The sequence below is a fragment of the Rhodococcus sp. MS13 genome (assembly GCF_013277835.1).
Taxonomy (GTDB): Bacteria; Actinomycetota; Actinomycetes; order Mycobacteriales; family Mycobacteriaceae; genus Rhodococcus_F; species Rhodococcus_F erythropolis.
This window is the reverse complement of sequence record NZ_VBTL01000003.1, coordinates 81,985-105,828: the sequence shown is the minus strand read 5'-3', so window position 1 is coordinate 105,828 and position 23,844 is coordinate 81,985. Positions and strand designations below refer to the sequence as shown.

Annotated in this window: 23 protein-coding genes; 13 read left to right on the top strand and 10 right to left on the bottom strand. The window is 61.0% G+C overall.

The window, feature by feature from the left end; translation table 11 throughout:
- The first annotated feature begins 12 nt into the window (after positions 1-12).
- Genes FEZ59_RS06200 through FEZ59_RS06185 form a run of 4 tightly spaced genes read left to right on the top strand, consistent with a single transcriptional unit; the run spans position 13 to position 4,871 of the window.
- Positions 13-825, top strand: coding sequence for a hypothetical protein (locus FEZ59_RS06200; RefSeq protein WP_172932426.1), 813 nt, complete (start codon positions 13-15; stop codon positions 823-825).
- Positions 822-2,249 (top strand): CocE/NonD family hydrolase, encoded by a 1,428-nt coding sequence (locus FEZ59_RS06195; RefSeq protein ID WP_172932425.1) that lies wholly within the window; start codon positions 822-824, stop codon positions 2,247-2,249. Before FEZ59_RS06200 ends, FEZ59_RS06195 begins: the two co-directional genes overlap by 4 nt.
- Positions 2,242-3,582, top strand: coding sequence for a YcaO-like family protein (locus FEZ59_RS06190; protein ID WP_172932424.1), 1,341 nt, complete (start codon positions 2,242-2,244; stop codon positions 3,580-3,582). Before FEZ59_RS06195 ends, FEZ59_RS06190 begins: the two co-directional genes overlap by 8 nt.
- The gene (locus tag FEZ59_RS06185; RefSeq protein ID WP_113683415.1) at positions 3,579-4,871 is read left to right on the top strand and encodes a YcaO-like family protein; all 1,293 of its coding nucleotides are present in this window, start codon (positions 3,579-3,581) and stop codon (positions 4,869-4,871) included. Before FEZ59_RS06190 ends, FEZ59_RS06185 begins: the two co-directional genes overlap by 4 nt.
- On the opposite strand, the gene FEZ59_RS06180 is transcribed toward FEZ59_RS06185, so the two are convergent.
- The gene (locus tag FEZ59_RS06180) at positions 4,818-5,789 is read right to left on the bottom strand and encodes a sugar nucleotide-binding protein (protein WP_113683414.1); all 972 of its coding nucleotides are present in this window, start codon (positions 5,787-5,789) and stop codon (positions 4,818-4,820) included. The two genes, FEZ59_RS06185 and FEZ59_RS06180, sit on opposite strands and share 54 nt — an antisense overlap.
- A gap of 51 nt (positions 5,790-5,840) precedes the next feature.
- Here FEZ59_RS06180 and FEZ59_RS06175 point away from each other — a divergent pair, with 51 nt between their 5' ends.
- Positions 5,841-6,467 (top strand): TetR/AcrR family transcriptional regulator, encoded by a 627-nt coding sequence (locus tag FEZ59_RS06175; protein ID WP_019746303.1) that lies wholly within the window; start codon positions 5,841-5,843, stop codon positions 6,465-6,467.
- A 6-nt stretch (positions 6,468-6,473) separates the two neighbouring features.
- Here the strand turns inward: FEZ59_RS06175 and FEZ59_RS06170 are convergent, their stop codons facing one another.
- The 3 genes from FEZ59_RS06170 to FEZ59_RS06160 form a co-directional block, all read right to left on the bottom strand.
- Complete coding sequence (locus tag FEZ59_RS06170) at positions 6,474-6,914, bottom strand: PAS domain-containing protein (protein ID WP_172932423.1); 441 nt, start codon at positions 6,912-6,914, stop codon at positions 6,474-6,476.
- Positions 6,915-7,025: 111 nt separating this feature from the next.
- Entirely contained in the window at positions 7,026-7,766 is a 741-nt protein-coding gene (locus tag FEZ59_RS06165) for an ABC transporter ATP-binding protein (protein WP_020968047.1), read from the bottom strand.
- Positions 7,763-8,809 (bottom strand): ABC transporter permease, encoded by a 1,047-nt coding sequence (locus tag FEZ59_RS06160; protein ID WP_031332638.1) that lies wholly within the window; start codon positions 8,807-8,809, stop codon positions 7,763-7,765. The genes FEZ59_RS06165 and FEZ59_RS06160 overlap by 4 nt, the downstream gene beginning before the upstream one ends.
- A gap of 153 nt (positions 8,810-8,962) precedes the next feature.
- Between FEZ59_RS06160 and FEZ59_RS06155 the strand changes: the two genes are divergently transcribed.
- The 4 genes from FEZ59_RS06155 (at position 8,963) to FEZ59_RS06140 (ending at position 13,031) form a co-directional block, all read left to right on the top strand.
- The gene (locus tag FEZ59_RS06155) at positions 8,963-10,126 is read left to right on the top strand and encodes a sensor histidine kinase (RefSeq protein WP_225320223.1); all 1,164 of its coding nucleotides are present in this window, start codon (positions 8,963-8,965) and stop codon (positions 10,124-10,126) included.
- Positions 10,123-10,740 (top strand): response regulator transcription factor, encoded by a 618-nt coding sequence (locus tag FEZ59_RS06150; RefSeq protein WP_166501595.1) that lies wholly within the window; start codon positions 10,123-10,125, stop codon positions 10,738-10,740. Before FEZ59_RS06155 ends, FEZ59_RS06150 begins: the two co-directional genes overlap by 4 nt.
- Positions 10,741-10,832: 92 nt before the next feature.
- Complete coding sequence (locus tag FEZ59_RS06145) at positions 10,833-12,071, top strand: HNH endonuclease signature motif containing protein (protein ID WP_172932422.1); 1,239 nt, start codon at positions 10,833-10,835, stop codon at positions 12,069-12,071.
- Between the two features lie 144 nt (positions 12,072-12,215).
- A complete protein-coding gene (locus FEZ59_RS06140) occupies positions 12,216-13,031 on the top strand; it encodes a siderophore-interacting protein (protein WP_070796729.1) in 816 nt (271 codons plus the stop codon).
- A 9-nt stretch (positions 13,032-13,040) separates the two neighbouring features.
- Here the strand turns inward: FEZ59_RS06140 and FEZ59_RS29970 are convergent, their stop codons facing one another.
- Positions 13,041-13,445, bottom strand: coding sequence for a hypothetical protein (locus tag FEZ59_RS29970; protein ID WP_242459737.1), 405 nt, complete (start codon positions 13,443-13,445; stop codon positions 13,041-13,043).
- A 115-nt stretch (positions 13,446-13,560) separates the two neighbouring features.
- On the opposite strand from FEZ59_RS29970, the gene FEZ59_RS06130 reads away from it, so the two are divergent.
- Positions 13,561-14,541: a proline dehydrogenase family protein gene (locus tag FEZ59_RS06130; protein WP_141488017.1), complete on the top strand. Its 981-nt coding sequence runs from the start codon at positions 13,561-13,563 to the stop codon at positions 14,539-14,541.
- On the opposite strand, the gene FEZ59_RS06125 is transcribed toward FEZ59_RS06130, so the two are convergent.
- From FEZ59_RS06125 to FEZ59_RS06110, 4 genes are all read right to left on the bottom strand, one after another.
- Positions 14,498-14,956, bottom strand: coding sequence for a VOC family protein (locus FEZ59_RS06125; RefSeq protein ID WP_256065320.1), 459 nt, complete (start codon positions 14,954-14,956; stop codon positions 14,498-14,500). The genes FEZ59_RS06130 and FEZ59_RS06125 overlap by 44 nt on opposite strands.
- 102 nt (positions 14,957-15,058) lie before the next feature.
- On the bottom strand, positions 15,059-16,459 hold the full coding sequence (gene lpdA / locus FEZ59_RS06120; RefSeq protein ID WP_141488018.1) for a dihydrolipoyl dehydrogenase: 1,401 nt from the start codon (positions 16,457-16,459) through the stop codon (positions 15,059-15,061).
- Positions 16,460-16,491: 32 nt separating this feature from the next.
- The gene (locus tag FEZ59_RS06115; RefSeq protein ID WP_172932421.1) at positions 16,492-17,769 is read right to left on the bottom strand and encodes a dihydrolipoamide acetyltransferase family protein; all 1,278 of its coding nucleotides are present in this window, start codon (positions 17,767-17,769) and stop codon (positions 16,492-16,494) included.
- Between the two features lie 62 nt (positions 17,770-17,831).
- Complete coding sequence (locus FEZ59_RS06110; RefSeq protein ID WP_029537334.1) at positions 17,832-20,012, bottom strand: alpha-ketoacid dehydrogenase subunit alpha/beta; 2,181 nt, start codon at positions 20,010-20,012, stop codon at positions 17,832-17,834.
- Between the two features lie 396 nt (positions 20,013-20,408).
- Between FEZ59_RS06110 and FEZ59_RS06105 the strand changes: the two genes are divergently transcribed.
- Genes FEZ59_RS06105 through FEZ59_RS06095 form a run of 3 tightly spaced genes read left to right on the top strand, consistent with a single transcriptional unit; the run spans position 20,409 to position 23,342 of the window.
- Positions 20,409-21,167 (top strand): GntR family transcriptional regulator, encoded by a 759-nt coding sequence (locus tag FEZ59_RS06105; RefSeq protein WP_258537323.1) that lies wholly within the window; start codon positions 20,409-20,411, stop codon positions 21,165-21,167.
- A gap of 15 nt (positions 21,168-21,182) precedes the next feature.
- The gene (locus tag FEZ59_RS06100; protein WP_019746288.1) at positions 21,183-21,920 is read left to right on the top strand and encodes an SDR family NAD(P)-dependent oxidoreductase; all 738 of its coding nucleotides are present in this window, start codon (positions 21,183-21,185) and stop codon (positions 21,918-21,920) included.
- Positions 21,921-21,980: 60 nt separating this feature from the next.
- The gene (locus FEZ59_RS06095) at positions 21,981-23,342 is read left to right on the top strand and encodes an MFS transporter (RefSeq protein WP_019746287.1); all 1,362 of its coding nucleotides are present in this window, start codon (positions 21,981-21,983) and stop codon (positions 23,340-23,342) included.
- 55 nt (positions 23,343-23,397) lie between these two features.
- Here the strand turns inward: FEZ59_RS06095 and FEZ59_RS06090 are convergent, their stop codons facing one another.
- Positions 23,398-23,841, bottom strand: coding sequence for an SRPBCC family protein (locus tag FEZ59_RS06090; RefSeq protein ID WP_019746286.1), 444 nt, complete (start codon positions 23,839-23,841; stop codon positions 23,398-23,400).
- Positions 23,842-23,844 lie beyond the last annotated feature (3 nt).

Below are 23,844 nucleotides of genomic sequence, written 5' to 3'. Positions count from 1 at the left end.
ACAAGGAGATCCGTGTACGCCCTCGCCGACGGACACCAGCTGTATCCGACACCGGACGGTACTTGGCATTACCTGACACCGGACGAGAACGCGGTCACGATCGGTGCGCCGGCCGAAGACCTCGCGGAACTCGACAACTTTCTCAGGCGCTCTGGTTCGGTGCTCGGCCCGGGAGCGATCGAGATCGCCGACGCTCTCGTCTCTCGCGGCGTGCTGGCTGTTCCAGGTCAAGTGCCAGAGATTCCGGGTCCACAGCGTGTGCTGATGGACGGGGTCGGACCCGTTGCCGATGCCTGCATCGCTCTGCTCTCCAAGGCTCTTCCGGACCTCGACGTCGTATCCACCACTGCGCCAATCGAAGACGACGTTGCGTCTTCGGACCTCGTACTGTCGGTTGCCGACGCTCCTCCTCACGACGCGTGGTCGGAACTCGATACCTGGTGCCGCCACAGCCGAACTCCGTGGCAACGCGTCCACGCAGAGCTGGGTGAGATCTGCATCGGTCCCTTCTTCGACGGCATCGACAGCGCGAGCTACCGGGACGTCTGCGGTCGACGGCTAGCCGCGTCACGCGTACCGGATCACCTTCTGGCGCTGTGGAACCACCTCGCCGACAGTGAACGTCGTCCGCTTGGACTTTCACCCACCACAGCCGCAATGGTCAGTGCACTTGCATGTTCGGACGTCGTGGCTAGTTCTTACGGCGCACCGCAATCACACCTTCACCACCAGATCTGGATGAATCCACGAACCCTGATGATGACTCGACATCCCGTGCTACCACTGCCAGGCGGCGTTCTCGAACCTTCGCCGACGCTCCGGTGATCTCACTCGGAGTGAAGATCCCGGCAGCAGACGGCTCTTCGCTGGCTACGGATGTGCTTCTCCCAGATTCTTCACCTCGAGGATTGATCGTGATCCGAACCCCGTACGGACGCGGGTGGCATCTGGCCGAGGGGCTCGAATGGCGATCACGAGGAATTGCCTTCATCTGTCAGGACGTACGTGGACGGCACGATTCCACCGGATCTTGGGAACCCTACGTTCACGAGCGCGAGGACGCCGCCGCCCTTGCCGAGTGGCTGCAGGATCAGCCGTGGACACCCGAGTGCGTCATCGCAAGCGGGGCTTCGTATGCGGCAGGAACTGCGTGGGCGTTTACTGCCGAGACCAACGGCGCCGATCGGGCATTTCGTGCTCGCGGCGTCGTCTCCAAAGTGCCGACCATCGGAAGCGACCGCGTCAAACGTGATCCCTCGGGGATACTTCTCCTCGCCGAGCATCTGGCGTGGTGGGGCGAGCACGGAGATTCGTCTTCCTCTCGTGAGGGTTTCATCCCTGCCCTGATGCGCTCGGATTCGTCTTTGCTGGAACATCTCCCGGTGCAGTCGATGATCGAGGATGTTGGCCTGACCTCCGATTCACCGGGCTGGTTGACGCCGATCCGTCGCGCTCGCGAGCGCGAAGACTTCGGTGGCGATGATCTGGTGTCCGCGGACGAACTCTCCGAACTCGACGTCGCCGGGCTGCACATCGGCGGTTGGGACGATGCGATGATTCGGGAGACACTGCGGCACTTCGCATCCGTGGGGCGCGGGCCGCAAAGTTTGATCGTGGGCCCCTGGGCGCACGACCTCCGCCCGGGAAGGGTCGGCGAGACAAGTTTCGGCCGCCTTCAGGTCGAGTGGATGGAATCGATATTCTCGGCGCGGCCCGTGACCATCAATCGGGTGTTCGACCGGGGTGCAGGCGATTGGTCGAGCGAACCGTATGTCACGGGTGCGAATCGCGTTCGTCTCGAACCAGACCCGAGGACGGCGCCTTTCAACTTCACGCACCACGCAGACGAGGGCCGAAACGACTGTGTTGTCTGGACTTTCGACATGGAGGTCGAGTGTGTGCTGTCGGGAATGCCTTCGGTGGAGTTGACAGTGCATTCGCCCGAGGGCGAAGCTGACTGGATCGTCGAGCTGAGCGTCGTCGATAGCGCCGGAGTCACCAGGTCGATCGCTCGTGGGGCCGGCGTCAGCCTTTGCTCCGGCACGTTGACCATAGATCTCGATCCCGTGTTGCACACTGTGCGCGCGGGTGATGTCTTGACGCTGCGGATCGCCGGCTCGGACTTCCCACGACTCGCACGCAATCTCGGAGACGGTGATCGCTATCGAGGAACACGCAGTACCGCACTGCACCAATCATTTTCCGGGTCGTTGACCCTGCCGATACTCGGAGGAACTGCCGGTGGATGACTTGCTGGTCGACGCCCGAAGCGGCGTGCTGACCTCACTGGAACCACACATTCGCTCGGACATGCCGACGGGCTGGGTCGGTTGGGCCGCGAGGGTGGCCGACACCAGAAACTTCGGCGGCAGCGGTTCACTGTTTCGCGCGGACCCTTACGGATTCGGGGCTTCGATACGCAACGACGCAGCGGCCCGCGGGGCGGCAACCGGTGAGGCTGTCGAAAGATATTGCGGCAACGTGGTCCCCGAAGATCTGATCCGCAGCAGTGCGTCAGCGCTGGAACTGGCAGGCTCACGGGTCGTCGATCCGGCGAAATTTGCGTTGTACAGCGAGGATCAGTACCGCCTTCCCGGATTCCCCTTTGTTCCCTTCACATCGGCTCTGGAAATCCGCTGGGCGCTGGGTCACACCATGGACGAAAAAGTGCCCACCTATGTGCCAGCCGCCCTGACCTATCTCGGGTACTACACCGGCACCCGTCGCGGCGAACCACCGATCGCGTCGTTGCAGTACGCCGGAATCGCCGCGGGACGCTCACGCGACGAGGCCGAGATGTCAGCTCTGCTGGAACTTCTCGAACGCGATGCCACCGCACTGTGGTGGTGCGGGGACCGGTCACAGCCGGCAATCGAACTCGCCGACTGGGAGCGGTTACCTGTGCACCGCCAACTCGGGGATCTGGAGAGCGACACTCGGAGCGTTCGAGTGCTTCTGCTTCCCTCCCCCTTCGGCATTCCCGTCGCCGCAGTGTGGATCCGGGATGACCGACGTGGATTGGTCGCGCTGGGCACAGCTTGTCGACCAACGGTGGAGGCGGCAGTCTCGAAGGCCCTTGTCGAGGCGTACGCCGTACTTGCCATCACGATCGACCTCGCCGACCCCGACGGGCCGACCTGGCGCAGCGTGGCGGACGGAACGCTGCCGGCGCACCTGTACAAACCCTTTCGGGCCGACCGTCGTTACCGGGACGAGTTCGATGCGCAGTGGAAGGACGTCGTCGATCTGCCGACCGTCGCCCAGCTGTATCTCGACCCCGTGATGGCTGGGGCAGCGGAAGAGCATCTCTTCGATTACACCGAAACACGCTCGGTATCAGAGATTCCCGACGAAGATCCTGTGAATCTTGCTTCTCTGGTAGCCCTTCTGACGTCTCGAGGGTACCAACCGATTTCCGTCGATCTCACCACCCGCGACATCTCGATTGCCGGGTTGCACGTCGTCCGCGTCCTGTCTCCCGGCCTCTACAACAATGCGCCGGCAGCTTTTCCCCTTCTTGGAGGTAGCAGATTGACCAGCGCATCGACCACCCATCTGCATCTGCCGGTCCCTCTCGCATGAGGTCTTTGCTCGTCGACCGCCGAACTGGGATCATTCGAGAGTTGGTCGACGCCGTTGTTCCCCAGCACTTTCCGCCGGAGTTCAAGCTGATTCACTCGTATGCCTCCGACTCGGCACGCTTCTCACCCTGGTCCAGCGACTCGGCGGGCGCCGGATATTGCTTCGATCTGGGTGACCGTGCGCGGCCTACCGCAGCTGCGATAGGCGAAGCGGTGGAACGATATTGCGGGAACATCGTCGCCAAACCGATCGTCCGCGGGTCGGCCGATGCATTGATCGGAGCAAGCATCGACCTGTCACAACTCGCGCGTTTCGACGCCGCCCAGTACGCGCGGCCACAGTTCCCGTTCGTCGAACCAACCGACGATCTCGAGTTGGACTGGACTCGCGGAGTCGACCTGATCACGGGTTCGGATATCTGGGTACCGGCCGAACTCGTCTGGGGTTCGTATCCTCATTTCGTCGCCCGGACGGGTCCGGCGATCTCTCCAGTAGCGCAGGCGGGTCTCGCTGCCGGTCCCACGACGGAATTCGCGATACGGAATGCATTGCGCGAGATAGTCGAGCGCGACGCGATGACGCTTTCCTGGACCGGAAGACGCGGCGTTCGGATAGTCACCGGCATCCCCGAGGTGCTTCGCCGCCTGGGCAATCACGGCAGCCTCTCGACCAGGTGGTTGTCATTCGACAGCGATTTCGGCATCCCGGTGCTCGGCGCCCTCGTCCACGACCGACTCACCGGATACTCGACCATGGGTACCGCCTGCCACGAAGAAGCGCAGACGGCTGCTTTCAAGTCGCTCGGCGAAGCGCTTCAGCTGCAACTGCTTTCCGCCGACTACGACAACCCGGAGAGCGGCATCGGTCGAGCCGCGGCCTCCCCGACCAGCCCGCTTGCGCCTTGGCGAGCTGACCGAAGCTATGCAGGCGCCTACCGATCGGACTTTGCCGACGTGATGGATTACGGGTGCCACTTGCAGCTCCACCTGGACCCGGAGATCCAAGCACGATTCGAGAGTGAGCTGGCAGGTGCCGTCGTCGGCGAGGTGGACCTCGACTCTCTGACGTCACCCATCGACACCGAAAGCGCACTGACAGGCTCGGGTTTCAGGCCGGCATGGGTCGACCTCACCACTGCTGATGTTCTCCGCGCTGGCTTGCATGTCGTCCGCGCCGTCGTACCCGGTTGTCTCACCAATGCGGCCGCCGGATTGCCGTTTCTCGGATCACCACGACTAGTCGACAGTCTTGCCGGACATCCAATTCGCACCATCCCATTGCCGCACTGACAGTTCCGGAACTGCCAGTTGTAACGACTCTGCGGTCTCCACCGCGTGAAACCACGTCGGCTTCGAGATTGCACGGTCTCGAATCACCTGCACGGCACGCGCGGCGATGGTTGCCGTCGCGGCCGACTGGCTACGCCCCGAAACCCACAGCGCCGGAACGGTATCCGTTCGGGCCATCGCAACCCAACGATCCGAACCCCACAGCTTCTTCGGCACAACCTTCTGGAGGGCGGGCGCCCACGTCATGGCTGCAAGCCCGAGTGTCGCTGTGGACGTGTCCAATCGCAGGTACGTCCGCACCGGTACGCCAAGGTCGCGCGTCAGGGCATGTTGGTCCGAAAAATCGGCCCGCACAGCAGGACCGGTGCGGTAGCCGGTCGCGTCCGCCGGCATCCGAAACGTCTTCATCCCGGCGTAGTTCCGGATCGATCGCCCGTCGGGATCGGGAAACCTCGTTCCCAACATCCCGTACGTCCACGCCGTCGCGGCCGGTCCGTGTAGTTCTCCGCCGCCGAGGCCGATCACGATGTCCACGGGTCCGTCGCCGAGTCGATGCGCTTCGGCGGCAAGGACACTGGTCAATCCCGGTGCCAATCCGACGCCCATCAGAACGGGTCCGTCGACCGCTTCCAGTTCTTCGCAGTAGCTCGAGGTTGCCGTGATGTCGACGAATGCCGCCCCACCGCGTACCGCTTCTTCTGCCAGGCGAACATCCTCGAAACCCGAGGCATTCACCACGACATCGAAGTCTCGAACCGCAGCCGAATACGCGCCTGGTTCTTTAAGATCAACGACGACGTCCGCGCGGGCACGATCGCGCCCGGCGGAGTACGCGGAGATTTCGGGGACCTTCGCGAGTTGTTTCATCAGGGGAATCCCGACGGCACCGTAGCCACCGAGTACAAGAACCTTCGTCATTATTTCGCCTCCCGAGTCGCTAGAGTTCGACTCTAGAGTTAGACTCTAATCATGACTGAGGTACTTCGGGAAGACACGTCGGCGCGGCGCAAGATCATCGAGGCAGCGCGGGAAGTTTTTGTCGATCCCGGCTACGCGGCCGCCACGATCAAACAGCTTGCCGCGGCGGCGGGCGTGTCGGTGCAGAGTGTCTATTTTGTGTTCGGCAACAAGCCGAGCGTGCTGTCAGCACTGCTCGACGTGGCCGTTGCGGGCGACGAGGAAAAGACGGCAACTCTCGACCGTCCGTGGGTGGCGGCGGCACTGGGCGCCCCACATCCACTCGGGCAACTCCGGATTCAGGTTCACCACGGACGGCTCATTCTGGAGCGTACCGCGGACATCCTGTTGGCCCTGCGGGCCGCTGCTTCCGCGGACGAGGACGCCGCCCGCCTTTGGCAAATCAACCGCACTCAGCGACGCACGGTGCAGGAACATCTGATGGTCGGCATCGTCGAAAAAGCGCCAACCGTCGACCTCGAAACAGCCGTGAACGTCGCACTCACGCTGCTCAGTCCCGAGACGTACACAGACCTCGTGGTCGGCGCGGGTTGGACCGGCCAAAAGTACGAAGAATGGGTGGTCAACACCCTTGCCGCCACCCTGGGCCTGGACCGAACCGTCAAATCCCGGAAGTAGCTGGGACTACTTGGTGGGCTTGTCGTCGATGTGCCGTGGGTTGTTCCACAGGCGTTCCGTCAGATCGTGAAGGACGGCGAGGGTGATCGTGTCGTCGTCCCGTCGGAGCAGAGACTGACTGACCGTCGCGCGCACCAATGTGCTGTCCGAGTGCACGAACTCCTTGACCGAGCCCGGCTCGGAACTCAGTTCACGATGAGCCTGCTCGGCACTGACGTCGTCGGCATCCTTGTCGTAGAGAATGTCCTGCAAACGCAAAGCCCAGACGGCCTTCTTGGGATATCCCAGCATGTCAGCGAAGGACGGGTTGGCAAAAACGATGCTGCCGTCGCGGTGAACGGCCATAACCGGCACCGGAAGCCTGTCGAGGAGAATCAGAGCAGGCATCTGCTCCAGATCCGCAATCGGCGATTGTGGCGGCTGCGCAACATTGCGGCGGCGTTCCATAACACGTCCTCTCAAGTTGCCCGAGTCGACAACAGTCTAACTGCCCAGCAAATCGCGGGTTGACTTCCCGCCCGGATGCAGTGACGAATGCCCGAATCGTGCCCGCCTGAGTTACGCCGCGAGCGCCTCCTGGTCCTCCGCCAAGGAACCGTCAACAACACGATAGACAGTATCCATCCGAGACAGGTGACTTCGGTCGTGTGTCACGAGAAGGGTTGCCGCCTCGTGTTCCCGCACCACCCCGATGATCAGATCCATGACAGCGGCACCGCGCTCCTGATCGAGCGCGCTGGTGGGCTCGTCGACCACCAGAAGCTGCGGATCGTTCATCAATGCTCGCGCGAGATTGACGCGCTGTCGCTGCCCACCCGACAGCTGAGACGGTCGTTTTCCGCTCTGATCCGCGAGCCCGACAGCGTCCAGCAAATCCATCGCTTTTGATTTCACGGCCTTGCGACGGGTCCGTGACGTGAAAACGGACTGCCCCAGATGCGCCATCACCTCGAGCTGCTCCAGAGCCGTCAACGACGACACGAGGTTGGACTGCTGGAAGACGATTCCGATCGACGAGCGTCGCAATTCCGACGCCGCCCTCCGACTCAGCGCCGCTATGTCGGTGCTGCCTTCCGGCGTCCGGAGATAGACGTGCCCGGAATCCGGACGGATCAGGGTCGACGCCACCGCCAACAGGCTGGACTTGCCTGAACCCGAAGGTCCGGTGATTGCGGCGATCTCGCCGCGGTGCAGTCGCAGAGACACGTCGTCCAGCGCCGTCACCCGCGATTGCCCGTCGGGAAACGTCAGATCGACGTTCTGGATGTCGAGAACTGTGGTGCCGGTTGTCATGGTCATCGTGCGCTCCCCAATGCTGTGAGTGGATCGGTGGTCGAGAGGAATCGAAGTGCAAAGGCCGCGCCGAGCAGACCGAGTCCGATCAATGCCACGGCAGGTACGACGGTCGTGGATGCGTCCAGGACAAACGGCATGGCGTCTCCGATCAGCGAGCCGGCCACGGCCGTCAGCCCGATTCCGACGGTGACGCCGGCGATCAGAACGATGAGCGCCTGGCCCAGTGCGTCGCGCACCAGAGAACCAGTAGTCGCGCCGAGCGCTTTCAACGTCGCGATGTCCGGGGTTCGCTGGATCGTCCACACCGTGAAGAACGCACCGATCACCAGGGCCGAGATCGCGAACAACATGAGCGTCATCAGCGTCAACGACCCGTTTTCCGACTTGTACGAACCGATCGCGTCGAGCGAACCGCTGACCGTCGTCGACGTCGTCACGGCTGACTTGTCCGTTGCGGAAGCGTCAGAGGCTCCGGTGACAGCCAGTACTGTCGCAACTCCGCCGCGTGGATTGGCCGCCTGCCAGTCACCGAGCGTCATCCAGACCACGGGCGAATGGCTGTACCAGTCGTCACCGCGAACGTCGCTGACGGTGAACTGCTGCGTACCGACGCTCACCTGATCGCCGGCGCCCGCCCCCAGATCGCGGGCGGCACCTTCGCTCAACACCAGCGTGCCTGACGCCGACGGCGTCACGTCACCGAAACCGCCGTCAGCACCGAACAGGGCCACCGACTTCTGATTTCCGTCGGCCAATCCTGCCTTCCCGCGGCCGATTCCGATGGGATCGACATCCTTCGCGGCCCCGGCCCAGGCGTTGACCTGGTCCTGTGTGAGCGCCGACTCGTCGAACGACGCCCCAGCTCCGGTGTCTGCAAACACCACCGTGTCGGCATTCATGGCCTCGATGGCCGACACGTTCTGATGGCGAAGTCCTGCAGTCAACCCGCTGAGAAAACTGACCAGAAGTGCAACCAACAGAACCACGACGGAGATCAGCGCGAAACGACCTCGCGCTGCCCGTAAGTCCCTCATTGCGACAAACACTGTGAATTCCTTTCCTGTGCTTGCCTCTACGCTCTCGCGGATGCAGACTCTTTCCATCGCACCTCGGATCGACATTCCAGCGCTCGAAAGAACCATCCCGGTTTACAACTTTTGATGGATGAACCAGGCCCGAACCTCGCTAAGCTGGGCGAGATGCACCGATCTCCGCTCACGCCTGTCTTCGCCGGCCTACAACTGGGCCTGCATGTCCTTGTCATGGCGCTGGCCGGTGTGGTGTTTCTTCGAGCGCTGATCGACGAATCCGACCTGACCGCAACAATCATCGCGTTGGCCGTGATCTTTGTTGCCGTCTATCTTTTCGGGGTTGCCAAAAGGCTGCGCGGCAACGCTGCCCGCTGGTGGCTCGCCGTGCTGACCCTCGTCTGGATCGCGACGATGGCGGTATCCGCCGACGCCGCCTACCTCGCATTCGGACTCTTCTTCCTCTATCTCCATATTCTGCGGCGCCCCTGGAGCCTGCTGGCCGTCACCGCGGCAACGGCTGTCGCCGTGATCGGCACCGGATTGCATCGCGGGTGGACAGTGGCCGGCGCCGTCGGCCCGATCATCGGCGCCGCCGTAGCCGTTGCTATCGGTCTCGGATATCAGGCGCTGTACCGGGAGGCAGCCGAGCGCGGACGTCTCATCGACGAATTGATGAACACCCGTGAAGAATTGGCGTCGACGTCTCGCGATGCCGGAAAATTCGCCGAACGTGAAAGGCTCGCAGCCGAGATCCACGACACCGTGGCCCAAGGACTTTCGAGCATCCAGATGCTCCTTCACGCTGCCGAACGCGCCGATCCGGAGAGCCCGGCCATCCGGCAGATCAGCCTCGCACGGGAAACCGCAGCGGACAGTCTTGCCGAAACCCGCCAACTCATCGCCGAATTGACACCGGCGGCCCTGGACGGTCAGTCGCTCGCCGATGCGCTTCGTCGAATCTGTGAACGCGCGAGCAGTCCTGAACTGGAAGCGCGATCCCTGGTCGAAGGTGAGGCAATCCGGCTGCCTATGCCCCTCGAAGCAACACTGGTGCGCATCGCCCAGGGTGCGGTGTCCAATGTTCTCCGCCACGCGGATGCAACCAGAATGGCTGTGACACTGACGTATTCCGACAACACCGTCAGCCTCGACGTGGTCGACAACGGCCGCGGCTTCGACGTGGCAGTTCTCGAACGCGGACCGGCGGAATCTTTTGGCCTCAACGCAATTCGACGACGCGTCGAACTGCAGGGCGGAACGTTCTCCATCGAGTCGGAGCCGGGACACACGGCCGTCGCGGTGACGTTTCCCCTCGATGTCGGTGAACAGTGATCCGCCTGCTGCTCGCCGACGATCACGCGATCGTGCGCGCCGGGCTGCGAGCGCTGCTCGAAAGCGAATCCGACATCGAGGTGGTCGGCGAAGCAGGGACCGCCGAGGAAGCCATAGCCTTCTGCGCCACCACGCCGGTCGACCTCGTGCTCATGGACCTGCGGTTCGGGCCAGGCAAGACGGGGGTCGACGCCACCCGCGCGGTATGCGCGCTGCCGAATCCGCCGCACGTACTCGTTGTGACCAACTACGACACGGACGCGGATATCTTGAGCGCCGTCGAAGCCGGAGCCAGCGGCTATCTGCTCAAGGACACACCCCCGGTCGAGTTGCTGTCGGCCGTCCGCGCCGCCGCAAGCGGGGACAGCGTTCTCTCCCCCTCCATCGCGTCGAAGCTCATGACTCGGGTACGCAAACCCGAAACCAGCCTTAGTCCAAGGGAAATCGAAGTGCTGAAGTTGGTGGCGGCGGGTCGATCCAACCGAGAGATCGGTAAAGAACTGTTCCTGAGCGAGACCACGGTCAAATCGCATCTGGTCCACATCTTCGGCAAGTTGGGCGTGAAGTCGCGGACGTCGGCGGTAGCTCGAGCGCGGGAGCTGGGTTCGATCTGACGTTTGTCCGAATTGTCGAAAGTAGCTGGACAGCAGTAATTTTCGCTTGCAATTCTCTTGTGTTCGAAACTCTGTTCGAATATGATTGCTTCATGGACAGTCGGGAAGCGTGGCAGCTGGATGGCGAGGACCTCAAGAGTGAGGTTCTGGATCTGGTGCGTGTCCGGCACGAGTTGCAATCGCGGATGGTGTTGCTGATCGTGGAAATGTTTTCCCGTGAGGTTCTCGGTGGGAAGGGTTTTCGGTCGATCGCGCAGTGGTTGCATGGTTCGACGAATCTGGAGATCGGTGAGTGCAGTCTGCTGGTCGGGTTGGCGCGGTTGTTGATGCTCGAACCCGTTGTGGGCGATGCGTTTCATCGTGGGGATGTGGATGCGTTGAAAGCCCGTCAGGTGGCGTCGTTCTGTCAGCATCCGCCGAAGAACATGACCCTGGCGGATGTGGACAAGGCCCGCGGGATTCTGTTGGGGTTGGCGTCGAAGAACATTGCCGATTGTGATGCGGTGCGGGCGGCGATCCGGCGGATCGAGAAGCAGTACGGCAAGCGTGAGGACGGTGTTCCGGTCGGGGAAGATTCGGAGCGCAACGAGTTCTACGCCTCGAAAGGCTTGTACGGGCGTGTGTCTGTGAAGGGTGACTTGGATGCTGTGAACGGGGCCCGTCTGATCACGTTGTTGTCGAGTCTGTCGGCTCCGACACCGGAGAAGGACGGCGTGAAGGACACCCGTACTCCTGCATTACGGCGGGCGGACGGGTTTTGCGAGTTGTTGCGCCGGTATGAGCGGGCGGGGTTGGGTCCGATCGAGGGCGGCGTGAAACCACACATCACGGTCACCGCATCGGCGAAAGACATGACGGACCTGCAGGCGTTGAAAGACCTCCTGCCGTCGACGGAGGAACTCGGGTTCGCATGGACGGACTGGGTAGGTCCGATCAGTATCGACACTGCCCGGATGCTGGCGTGCGACTGCACCGTGACGCGGATCTTGTTGGACGAGAATGGTGTTCCGCTCGACTGCGGCAAGGAAGCGAGAACAGCAACGGTGCCGCAGCGGCGGGCGTTGGCGGTTCGGGATGGTGGGTGCGCGTTTCCAGGGTGCGGGACTCCGTCGGGGTGGTGCGATGCTCACCATATCGTTCACTGGAACGATGGTGGCCCAACAGATCTCGACAATCTGATCTTGTTGTGTGGTCATCATCATCGGACGCTGCACCACACCGAATGGCGGGTCGAGATCGGCCCGGATCGGAAGACGGTGTTCTATCCGCCGATGTCGATCGATCCGTATCAGCAGCCGATCGGCGGGAACAGCCCACCGACAGCCGCCTGAACGGGCATAACTGAAAATGCCAGCGTATGCACCGGGGAAGAACCATGCCTCGGGGCATACGCTGGCATTTTCGGTTGCGCTCGATGTCCGTCTTGCGACAGCATATGTCTCCACTTCGACACGCAGGACCAATAGGGTCGAGGAATGTCTTTCTGCGAACCCGCCCGCGTTGTCACCGTCACGTCCCTGACCCCGCACATGCGGCGAATCAGCATCGAGGCAGAAGGCGACTGGCACTGGCCGACCGGCGGACAAGGCGACGAGCGCATCGATATCGCGTTCCCGAAACCCGGTGAAACAGAAGCAGATTACGACTACTTCAACAATCCCGACTACGGCAAGGCCGATCTCGGAACCGAGCCACCGTGGCGGCACTACACCGTGCGCAAGGTGCACGACGGCGGCCGACGTCTGGACATCGACTTCGTCGTGCACCCTGGCGGTATTGCAGCGGATTGGGCCCTGCGGGCCGAACCAGGTCACCTACTAGGCGTCTTCTGGTCGGACAGTTCGCGGTCCCACTACCAAGCACCGGCGGGTCCTCGCTGGCAGCTGCTGGTCGCAGACGCCACGGGTCTCCCCGGACTGGGCAGGATTGTCGAAGAACTTCGAGAGGGCGATGTCGCACAGGCGATCATCGAGGTCGAAACCGAAGAGGATCGACAGGAATTTGTCACTCGCGGCGACGTCACGTACACGTGGCTCGTGGGGAGTGGCCTCGGAAAGGCGCCGAGCGCGCTGTTCGAGGCTGTGGAGAAGATCGAGTTTCCCGAATCCGAATCGGCCGACGTCTACGCGTGGGTGGCGTGCGAAAGCGCAACCAGCCGTCGTATTCGTAAGCATCTGAGGGAAGTTCGAGGAATTGCTCGCGACAAGCACAATGTTGTCGGGTACTGGCGAGAGGGCGCCGACGGCCACGTTTCCGGCATGAACAGCGAGGAAGTCACCGTCGGCGCCTGAGCGCCGTGATCACTCTGCCGGCAGTGTGTCGGTAGATTCTGCGTGAGCCTGCTGCACGTCAGCCGGCTTTTCCGCGAGCATCTCGAACAGTGCACGGCGTGCCTCGGCAAGAATTGCCTCTGCCTTGGCGACCTGCTCAGCGGTCCCACCTGCGGCTACCGCGACAGCGGCACCTCGGAGTAGACCCATCGCGGGACGGAGCGCTGCGCCGGCTTCACCGAAGTGAGGGCGGCCGTGTCCGCGCTGACCTTCGCGACCGCGTCGGCCTTCGGGGCGTCCTTCTGCTCGGTCTTCGAAGCGACCCTCGGGGCGCTCTCCATCGAATCCTCGACGGAAACCGTGTCCACGATGCGGGCCTCGGCGGCCATGCTCGCGACGTTCTTGCATTTCTGGGTTGTTGTGTGGGGCGTACATGTTGTCCTCCTGGACTGTCTGTGTTTGTTTGACGTATCGACGATATATCGACAATAGATCGAACGCAAGGGTCCGGAGAATAATTCCCGCACCCTCGTCCGGATACGCTGAAGCCGTGAACACGGATCTACAAGCCCAGGCCGCAGACGTCCTACGCCGCCTCGCACTCGACGAATCCCTGAAAGAACGCACCATGGCGGACGCTGCGACTGCAGCACTCGCACGGAAAGTCGCCGCTCGCTACATCGGCGGCGAAACCATCGACGACGCTTTCGACCGCCTCCCCTCGATCTTCGCGCGAGGACACAAGGCGAGCATCGAATACACCGGGGAAAGCGTCCGGGATCCCGAGCTCGCGAACGCCGAAACCGATGTTTTCGTGGAACTCGCGGAACGAATCGGCACGTCGGGTGTCGAGAGCACCGTGTCGTTCGACCTCTCGCACATCGGCTTGGTAATCGATCCGGAGCAGTGCTTTCGCAATGTCGTGCGCCTGGCCGAGGCCACGGAACGCGCAGGTGCCGAGCTGATCATCTCCGCCGAAGCGTCCGATCGCACCGACCTGGTCCTCGACATGCACGCGCGGCTGGCCGAGCGCTTCACTCACGTGGGGATCACTGTTCAGGCCCGACTGCACCGGACCGCAAAGGATCTCGCCGCTCTGCTGGACCGACCCGGCCGCATCCGTCTCGTGAAGGGCGCCTTCCTCGAAGCCGAATCCGTCGCCTACCCGAGCGGTAGTGCCGAACTGCGCAGCGCGTATCTCGACTACGCTGCCCGAATCGTCGAATCGGGTCACCAGGTTTCCATCGCGACGCATGACCGCGACATCCTCGAAGCATTACGTGCCGAGCATGATTCGAAGCTCAGAGGCGAGCACGTCGAGTTCGAGATGCTGCTCGGTCTCGGTACCGAGCAACTGGACGCACTCCGAGCCGCGGGCTTCACCACACGCGAATACGTCATCTTCGGAACACAGTGGTGGCTGTACGTACTCAATCGCATCGCCGAAGAGCCGGAGCGTGTCTACACCGCGCTCATCGACGCGGCTTCTACAGAACCTCGGATGGTCGTCGGATCGATGGAACCTCGATGAGCTCGACAATCGCGCCGACCGAATCCTGAGTGTCGTAGTACGCAAAACCTCCGTCCCCGTTCGCCCCATAGCCGTACCCCGACTGAATCAAATCGACGTCGTGTTCCGCCATTTCGATCATCGCGTCCTTGATCGACGGGACGACAAAACCCAGATGGTGCAATCCGAAACCGTGACGCGATTGCCATTCGTGGTACGAGCTGGGGCCTTCGAGGAGTTCGATCAGCTCGATTTGGGGACCGACACCGACAAAAGCCAAGCGCATGCCGAACCGTCCTTCCTCACCTCGGTAGCTCAACTCCGGAACGTTGTCGGGCCCATACGTGTAGATCGACCAATCGTCTCGGCCGAGAATGCCGCTCCACAGCGCAACGGCCGATTCCAGATCAGGCACAATCATGGCGATCTGTGCCACGGCGTTTCCCCGCAGGGGCTCAGGGAGCGAGTCTGCCTTGACGCCTATCACTTGCCACTCCTCGTTCGGTTCGGTTATCGGACCAATTCAACAGCAGTCCGTTCACAGATTGACCATGTGTCCGGCAAGCCCGTGGAAAGCCTCCTGCAGCGCCTCACTCAGTGTCGGGTGAGCGTGAACGTTGCGTACGAGGTCTTCAACTGTCAGTTCGAATTTCTGAGCGAGCGTCAGCTCTGGCAATAACTCGGTCACTTCCGGTCCGATCAGATGTCCACCGAGCAACTCACCGTACGTATCGTCGCTGATCAGCTTCACGAACCCGACAGCATCCCCTAGACCATGCGCCTTGCCGTTGGCACTGAACGGAAAGGTAGCCACCTTGACATCCCAGCCCATGGTGTCGGCCTTGTCCCTCGCTTGCTGCTCCGTCCATCCGAAGCTGGCAACTTGGGGTTGGCAGAAAGTTGCGCGGGGAATCATTGGGTAGTCGACAGGGACGGTGTCTACGCAGGCAATCGTCTCAGCCGCGACCACGCCCTGGGCCTCTGCGACGTGAGCGAGCATCAACTGTGCGGTGACGTCGCCGATTGCGAAGATTCCGGGCACTGAAGTACGCATGTACTCGTCGACCATCACGGCTCCTCGCTCGGTCAGTTCGACGCCTGTCGTCTCGAGGCCGTAGCCGTCGGTCCGCGGAACAAATCCGATCGCTTGGATCACCTTGTCCGTGAGCAGCGTTCGCGCCTCGCCACCCTGCCTCACTACTACCTTGACCTGGCCACCCGAACCGACGATCTCCTCCACCCCAGTGGAAACCAGAATCGTGATCCCGGATTTCTTGTATCGCTTCGACAGTTCGGCAGATACATCCGCATCTTCCAGCGGAAGGATCCGCTCTGCGTACTCGACCAGCGTGACGTCAACTCCGAAACTGTTCAGGACATAGGCGAATTCCACACCGATCGCTCCTGCACCGGCGATGACCACGCTCTTCGGCAGCTCGCGAGTGAGAATCTGCTCCTCATACGTGACTACATTGTCGCTGCGAGTCGTGCCTGGAAGTAGCCGTGGCTCTGCTCCACTGGCGATAATCACGTTGTTGAAAGTTATCGTCGCGGAATCAACCCCCGATACCTCGAGGGTATTCGGTCCACGAAATACGCCGCGACCGTTGTACTGCCGAATACCGTTCTTCTTCATCAGGTAATTGACGCCCTTGGTTCGGCCGTCCGCAACAGATCGACTGCGGTCGAACGCAACCCCGAAGTCAACCGAAGTGACACCTTCGATTCCGAACATCGAGGCTCCGTCGGTCACCAGGTGCGCAATCTCCGCGTGCCGTAGCAGTGCCTTCGACGGAATGCATCCGACGTTCAGACATACGCCACCCCAGTACTTTTCCTCGACCACAGCAGTGGAGAGCCCCAACTGCGCGGCCCTGATGGCCGCAACGTAGCCACCGGGCCCAGCTCCGAGTACGACCACGTCGTAGTGTGAATTCATACCTGTGCCTCCCACTTTCTCGCGATGTCTGCTCAGCCGAAGATCTGGATCGGGTTCTCGAGAACTGTGGTGAAATGCTTCATCCACTTCGCGGCGATCGCCCCGTCGATCGGACGATGATCAACCGAGAGAATCACTCGTAGGACCGTCCCGACCTCCAGCCGTCCCGCCACGACAACGGGCTGCTCGGTCGCTGCTCCAATTGCAAGAATCGACGATTGAGGAGGGTTGATTATGGCCGAAAATTCCTCGACCCCGAACATCCCGAGGTTCGAGATCGTCGTCGACCCACCTTCGAGTTCGTCCTGCCGAATCTTCCCTGCACCTGCTCTCGCTACTAAATCTTTTGTAGCGCTAGCAATTTCGGAAATGGACATGGCGTCGACCCCGCGCAGAACGGGAGTAAGCAACCCGCGATCGGAATCTATCGCGATCGAAATATCCACCTTGGCAAAGGTTCTCACTGCGTCTTCGACCCAGATCGAGTTCATCTCCGGCACCAGCGTATGCGCCTTCGCCATCGCTTTGATCAACAGATCGTTGACCGACACCTTGGAAGCGCTGACTTCGTTGAGCTGCCTGCGCGCCTCCAGCAACGCATCGACCCGAGCAGAACCAGAGATGTAGAAATGGGGCTGTGTCTGCTTACTCGATGTCAGCCGAGCAGCAATTGCACGCCGAAGTCTCGTGTGCGGTGTGTCCGTGAAGGCAGAGCCATGGCCCTTGACACCAGCGTCCTTGACACCAACATCTTTCACTGCGACGGCCTGTGCCGAAGCGCCCTTTACTGCTATTGCGGCATCGACATCGTTACGTACGACGCGTCCGTTCGGGCCCGATCCCACGATGTCACCGAGGTTCAGCCCTGCCGATTCCGCTAGGCGTCGCGCCAAGGGACTCGCGAAAATTCGCGGCGCCCTCTCATCGGCCACTTTCTCGCCCGGCACGGTCGGAGACGACGTACCGTCGGGTTCGTCTACAGCATTGGATGTTTCAGGCTTGGCAGAGCACCCATGGGCATCACGGACCCCGAGCTCGGCCAGCAATGCCGCAATATCCTTCACGACTTCGCCCCGATCAGCGAGGACGGCGATCGGTGCACCGACCTCGACGGATGTCCCTGGTTCGACGAATGTGTGTACAAGTACACCCGCGGACTCGGCCTCGATCTCAACCGTCGCTTTGTCCGTTTCGAGAACGGCCAACGGTTCGTCGACATCGAATTCCGAATCGACAGCAAGCGGCCACTCGGAGAGGATTACGGTGGTAGCTCCGGCTGCCACCTCTGGCATGCGCAGTAATGTCGCCATGGCGGTTGATTGCTCCTAGAGAATTTCTGCCGATGAGGGTAAGTGGGTTCGGTTCGGTCGCTTCACGATCGAGTGATCCTCTTCAACGCTTCGACCACTTCATCCGTCTGTGCAATTGCCGCACGTTCGAGCACTTTGCTGATGCTCGGCGATGCCTCAGACCCCGTCACTCGCTGGATGGGCTGATCAAGCCAATCGAAGAATCGGCGCTGGATTTCATCACTGAGCCAGCCGCCGTATGACGTTCCGTATGCTCCTTGCTCAGCGATGACCACGTTGTTGGTCTTTCTGATGCTTTCGCCAATGGTGTCCCAGTCGATACTCGCTTGGTCGAGCCAACGGAGATCGATGACCTCGGCATCGACTGTCCCGATTTCATCCACTGCCTCGAGGCAATGCCCCACCATCGACAGGTAGGAAATGATCGTGAGATCGCTTCCGCGCCGACGCACTGCGGCCTTCCCGACCGGCAGGAAGTAGTCGTAGTCATCGGTCGGCGCCTGGCCGCTCGTGCCATATAGGTCTACGTGCTCGATGACCACCACCGGGTCGTTGCATTGCAAAGCGCTGTTCATCAAGCCGATGTAGTCGTACGGCGTGGACGGTGCGACGATGCGCCATCCCGGGGCAGTTGCAAACACGCCGGCAGGGTCCATGGAATGTTGCGAGCCGTAGCCGGTCCCCATAGCGACCTTGCTGCGCAATACGAATGGAACGTTGCTGTCCCCTCCGAACATATGTCGCGCCTTTCCGATCTGATTGAAGATCTGGTCGGCTGCCACCCACATGAAATCGGCGTACATGAATTCGACGACTGGTTTGTACCGTCCGTCCAAGGCGATTCCGCCACCGAGGCCTGCGAACGCATTCTCACTGATCGGAGTGCCGAGCACTCTGCCCGGGTATCGATCAGCCAATCCTTTTGTAGCGCCGTTCGTTCCGCCCTTCAAGCGATGAATATCCTCACCCATCACGACGATGGAGTTGTCGGCGTCCATGCGACGGTCCATCACCTCCGCCACGACGTCGATGAACTTCCGATCGACCATCTCACCGGCGAACTCCTCTGGCTCGACGAATCGGGCACCCCCGAACTCACTGAGATCACCACGTATCCCGACATCGACGAAGTTCACATCCGGCCATTCCGATGCCTTGATTCTGGCCTCACCAGGCTTGCCCCCTGGCACTGTTTCCAGCAGCTCGCCACCGATCTCCTGCATTACTCGGGAGGCTTGCGCGACCGCCTTGGCTACGTCGGCTTCCGTCAGCAGCTTCCGACGGACTACTTGATCGGTGAGCAGACGAAGCGGATCGCGCTTTTTCCAGGCCTTTTCTTCGTCCTTCGTGCGATAGCCGAAAGCGCTGCCCGGGAATGGACCGTTCTGGTGAAAGAAGCGGTAGACATCAGCTTCGATGATCGTCGGGCCCTTACCCGAACGCATATGGGTGAGGGCCTCCTGCATCGCGAGGTGGACCGCAAGCGGGTCCATACCGTCAACCTTCCAACTAGGAATGTTGAACCCGAGCCCGCGTGCCGACAATCGCGGTTCACCGGTCGCTTCCGCGACATGTGTGGAAACCGCATATTGGTTGTTCTCGATGAAGAAGCAGATCGGAAGATCCCAGGCTGCTGCCAGATTGAACGATTCGAGTACCGAACCGATGTTGACCGCGCCATCACCGAAATAGGTAACTGCGACGGCATCGGTTCCTGCCTGACGGTGCGCCCAGGCAAACCCTGCAGCTTGCGGTACCCCGCCTCCGACGATCGCATTCGTACCCATCGCGCCGGCTTCTTTCCACTGCAGGTGCATGGACCCGCCACGACCACGGCAGTAGCCGCGCGACAGACCACAGATCTCTGCGAGGCTGCGGGTCAGTACGGTACGGACCTCTGGCGAGAGTTCAGCGGTCGGATCCAAACCGTCGACAGCCACATGGGCCAGCGCCTTGGCAAGGAACTGATGATGTCCGCGGTGGGAACCGTTGATGGAGTCAGCGGATGTGAGGCCGACGATCGACCCCACAGCCCCACCCTCTTGTCCGATGCTGGAGTGGGCCGGACCGTGGATCAGTCCCTTCCCCGCCAACTCCAGGACGTATTCCTCGAAGGATCGGATCAAGATCGTCTGAGCCAGCATCGTGGCGAGAAGCGACGGGGCGGCCGCATCCCAGTCCTTGTTCGATGTTGCCAGTTCCACCCATGGTGATGCTGCGGTGAGTTTCTTGTGCGTGGTCATAGTCAGTCTCCGGATCAGGCCTTTGGACGGCCAAGCTTTGGCAGCGCGTCTGGACAGCGCGGAGGGACTCGCGCGGGGCGGTCCACTTTCCGTGTTGGGCCTCACATTGCCATCGAATGGATCCATTCGCAAACCCGACCAGGTCTCTATCGGAAGCAAATGTGGCCTGCCCCACTTGACGAACTGGTGCAACACCGCGCAACATACGAGCTGTGAGTTTTGTCCGGCATGCAAACTTAAACGATTGGATCCAAAGCGGTGAAGCATTCAAGCCAGATCGCGACCGCGGTCAAACATGCAAACAGGCACAATTGGATCCAATCCGCGACACGGACCATCCCGAACACCATCACGCATGTCCGCAGTGAACAATGAACTCCGGCACCCGCTCGATCCGTGGCCGAGCAGAACTGCGCCCGTCCCCCATCTCGAGGAGCACCGTTGTCCGAAGCCGATTCTGCGAACGGCCCCACCACGGTCGCGAGCCACCGCATCGCTGCCCATATCCGCGAAGACATACTTTCCGGACGCCTACTCCCTGGAGTTCGAATCCGCCAGGAGGAGATAGCCGAACGACTCGGCGCGAGTCGACTACCGGTGCGAGAAGCGCTGCGCATGCTCGAATCCGAAGGCCTGGTCGAACTGAAGGCGAACAGCGGCGCGTGGGTGTCCTCGATGGATATGCAGGAATGCGATTTCGTGTATCGCATTCGCGAACGTATCGAGCCCATGGCGCTGGCGGAGAGCATCCCGCATCTGAACAGCAGTGTGCATGATCGACTCTGGAGTATCCAGGAAGAGATCGAAGCCAACGAGGACGTAGACCGATTCCTGGTACTGGACCGGGAGTTGCATCTACTCACTTACAGCGGTTGCGAGATTCCTCAGTTGATAACTATGGTGACGCGGTTTTGGAATACCACTCAGCATTACCGTCGGGCATATGCCCGGCTGACGGGTCCCGAACGAACCTGGGTCATCAACTACGAGCATCGCTTACTGATCGAAGCCATCGTGCGCAAAGACGAGATCGATGCCGAACGGTGCCTGACCGGCCACATACGAAGAACCAGAACCGAATTAACCAAGCATCCCGAACTTTTCGACAGCACCCATCCTGATTCTTCGCCGGGAGGTTCGTCGAAAGTGCGCTGATCAAAGGAAAGCGACTTGTACGACTTCACCGATCGCACCATTGCAATATCCGGAGCCGCAGGAGGAATTGCCAGGCAGGTATCCGAGCAGATGTACGCAGCAGGGGCGAATCTGGTACTCGGCGACCTGGATACACAAGCACTCTCCGCGATCAGAGCTTCCCTGGATCCTGACGGAAATCGTATAGCGACAACCGAACTCGATGCTGCTTCACCTGAAAGCAATGATCACTTCGTTGCGGTTGCGCAAAGGCATTTCGGGGGGATCGACCATCTGATCGTCGCTGCGGGGATCTATCCCGAACAGTCAGTGGAGTTGATGACCGACCAGCAATGGCGAACGGTCATGTCCGTCAACCTCGACGGGGCAATGTATTTGACACGCGCCGCCATTCCGGTGATGCGTGACGGCAGCTCGATCGTCAATCTGACATCCATGGCAGGCCATCGCGGCAGTCGAAATCACGCTCACTACGCGGCGTCAAAAGGTGGACTACTCGCTTTCACTCGCAGTCTCGCTTGGGAACTGGGCGGATCGATCCGAGTCAATGCAGTATCGCCCGGCATCATCGAAACACCGATGACTGCAAATTTGGTCAACAGCCAAAACGACCACCTCATCCGTTCGACGCCGATGGGCCGATTCGGCCGCGCCGCCGAGGTTGCTTCCGTGGTCGGGTTCTTGTGCAGTCCAGCCGCGAGTTTCGTGCACGGCGAAGTGATTCATGTGAACGGCGGACTCCATATGGGCTGAACGCCCATATCCAGCGAACTTGTTGAACGACAAACATACTGACATCTCGAGAAGGCTCACATGAACAGCTCTGCACCTCCGGAACAAACCCCCGCACTAGATCGCGCCCGTTCGCTCCGGGCAGCCGTGTCCGGAAACATCCTCGAATGGTTCGATTGGACTCTGTACGCAATCTTCTCCACATACCTGGCCTCGAACTTCTTCGATGACAGCGATCCCACTTCTGCCCTGCTGTCGACACTTGCGGTGTTCGCAGTCGGATTCGTGGCGCGGCCGTTCGGTGGCCTTGTCTTCGGGCGCCTGGCGGACCGCAAGGGTCGAAAATTCACGATGGTGCTCACGATGTGCCTGATGGCCGTTGCAAGCCTGGCAATTGCATTGATCCCGAGCTACGAGAGCATTGGGGTGTGGGCGTCGCTCGCGCTCTTGATTGCACGTCTGACGCAGGGCCTCGCGCATGGAGGGGAGGCCGGCGTGTCCTACACCTACGTCGGTGAGATCTCGCCTCGAGATCGCCGAGGGCTCTGGGGCAGTTCGGTATTCACGGCTGTCACCTTCGGAGTAATGCTGGCGACTCTCGTCGCAGCATTGTTGACGGGGATCCTCGGAAAAGACGACATGAGCAGATACGGATGGCGAATTGCTTTCGCCATCGGGGCCGTACTCGGTCTCTACGCATTGTTCTTGCGTCGTGCAGCATCCGAATCGCCTCACTTCGAAGAGAATTCGGATTCTGCAGCTACGGCACCTCCGATCGCACGAAAGGACATTGTCAAGATCGGTGTGCTGATTCTCATGCTGTCTGCGGGGCAGAACGCGGCCTACTACACTTGGGCCACCTTCGCGTCAGCGTATGCAATTTCAGCGAAGGGAATGGATCCCAACGGAGCCTTCATTGCAAGCTTGCTTGCCCAACTCGTTGTGCTGGCACTACTTCCACTCTCGGGTCACCTCTCGGACAAGTACGGTCGGCGTACCATGGCGGCAGCCTTCGGCATTTCCGGCGCTGTCCTCGTACTGCCGATCGCGGCTATCCTTACCGCCCAGCCGTGGACCTTGTTCGTGACGCAGGCGATGGGATTGGCGGTATGGTGCTGCGCGTCCGCGATGTATCCGGCGCTCATGTCCGAACTCGTCCCGACCCGTGCACGCGCGATGGGAGTCGGCTTCGCTACCTCGCTGTCCGTTGCGATCTTCGGCGGTACTGCGCCATACCTGAACACCTGGTTGACCTCGCGAGATCTCGGATGGGTGTTCTCTGTGTACGTCGGAGCACTGTGCCTGCTCTCCCTTATTGCCGCCTTGATCATGAAGGAGACCAAGGGAATCGACCTCCGTACGGTCGGCATGCCTTTCCGCAATGCCGGCAAGAACGAGAATCGGGTGTCGACTTCCGACATCGGCGAGCTGTCGAACAGATAGAGACAAAACAGTGGGGCTGCACTCGAATCGAGTGCAGCCCCACTTGTGTATGTTTCTAGCTCTCCAGAAACGCCTTGATGCGCGCCAGAGTGGTTTCCATTCCGGTCTGCATCAGCTGATCTCGACCCCGACCGAGTAGGCCGCTACCCGACATCATGCGGACGTAAAGCGCAGGCGTCGCATAGATTTCACGAGTCTCGGTAAGCACAGTGCCCGTTCCCGAAGGCTCGAGCACGTACGTCCACCGAGCCTTCGGCTCGTCCGATTCGAAGGAGAACTTCCGGCAGTCGACCACGTCGACCACCGTGCAGTGCGTGCTCCACCGAATCAGGCCGTGCTTGTTGGTGCCCTTGAACTTTGCACCCACAGTGCCCGGAGTTCCGGAAGTCCATGTTCCACCGGTGTTTTCAGGGCTGAAGCGACCCATACCTTCGATGTCGCTGACAACCTTCCACACCGATACCGGAGTTGCCTCGATGTACGCGCTGGCGGTTTCCACCCG

What these genes read in the sequence shown, in the direction of transcription:
- lpdA (WP_141488018.1), bottom strand. Translation starts at nt 16,459, where the DNA reads ATGAATTCACACTACGACGTGGTCGTACTCGGAGCTGGGCCCGGTGGC.
- FEZ59_RS06095 (WP_019746287.1), top strand. Translation starts at nt 21,981, where the DNA reads ATGAACAGCTCTGCACCTCCGGAACAAACCCCCGCACTAGATCGCGCC.
- FEZ59_RS06180 (WP_113683414.1), bottom strand. Translation starts at nt 5,789, where the DNA reads ATGACGAAGGTTCTTGTACTCGGTGGCTACGGTGCCGTCGGGATTCCC.
- FEZ59_RS06185 (WP_113683415.1), top strand. Translation starts at nt 3,579, where the DNA reads ATGAGGTCTTTGCTCGTCGACCGCCGAACTGGGATCATTCGAGAGTTG.
- FEZ59_RS06110 (WP_029537334.1), bottom strand. Translation starts at nt 20,012, where the DNA reads ATGACCACGCACAAGAAACTCACCGCAGCATCACCATGGGTGGAACTG.
- FEZ59_RS06140 (WP_070796729.1), top strand. Translation starts at nt 12,216, where the DNA reads ATGTCTTTCTGCGAACCCGCCCGCGTTGTCACCGTCACGTCCCTGACC.
- FEZ59_RS06165 (WP_020968047.1), bottom strand. Translation starts at nt 7,766, where the DNA reads ATGACCATGACAACCGGCACCACAGTTCTCGACATCCAGAACGTCGAT.
- FEZ59_RS06155 (WP_225320223.1), top strand. Translation starts at nt 8,963, where the DNA reads ATGCACCGATCTCCGCTCACGCCTGTCTTCGCCGGCCTACAACTGGGC.
- FEZ59_RS06115 (WP_172932421.1), bottom strand. Translation starts at nt 17,769, where the DNA reads ATGGCGACATTACTGCGCATGCCAGAGGTGGCAGCCGGAGCTACCACC.
- FEZ59_RS06175 (WP_019746303.1), top strand. Translation starts at nt 5,841, where the DNA reads ATGACTGAGGTACTTCGGGAAGACACGTCGGCGCGGCGCAAGATCATC.
- FEZ59_RS29970 (WP_242459737.1), bottom strand. Translation starts at nt 13,445, where the DNA reads ATGTACGCCCCACACAACAACCCAGAAATGCAAGAACGTCGCGAGCAT.
- FEZ59_RS06145 (WP_172932422.1), top strand. Translation starts at nt 10,833, where the DNA reads ATGGACAGTCGGGAAGCGTGGCAGCTGGATGGCGAGGACCTCAAGAGT.
- FEZ59_RS06170 (WP_172932423.1), bottom strand. Translation starts at nt 6,914, where the DNA reads ATGGAACGCCGCCGCAATGTTGCGCAGCCGCCACAATCGCCGATTGCG.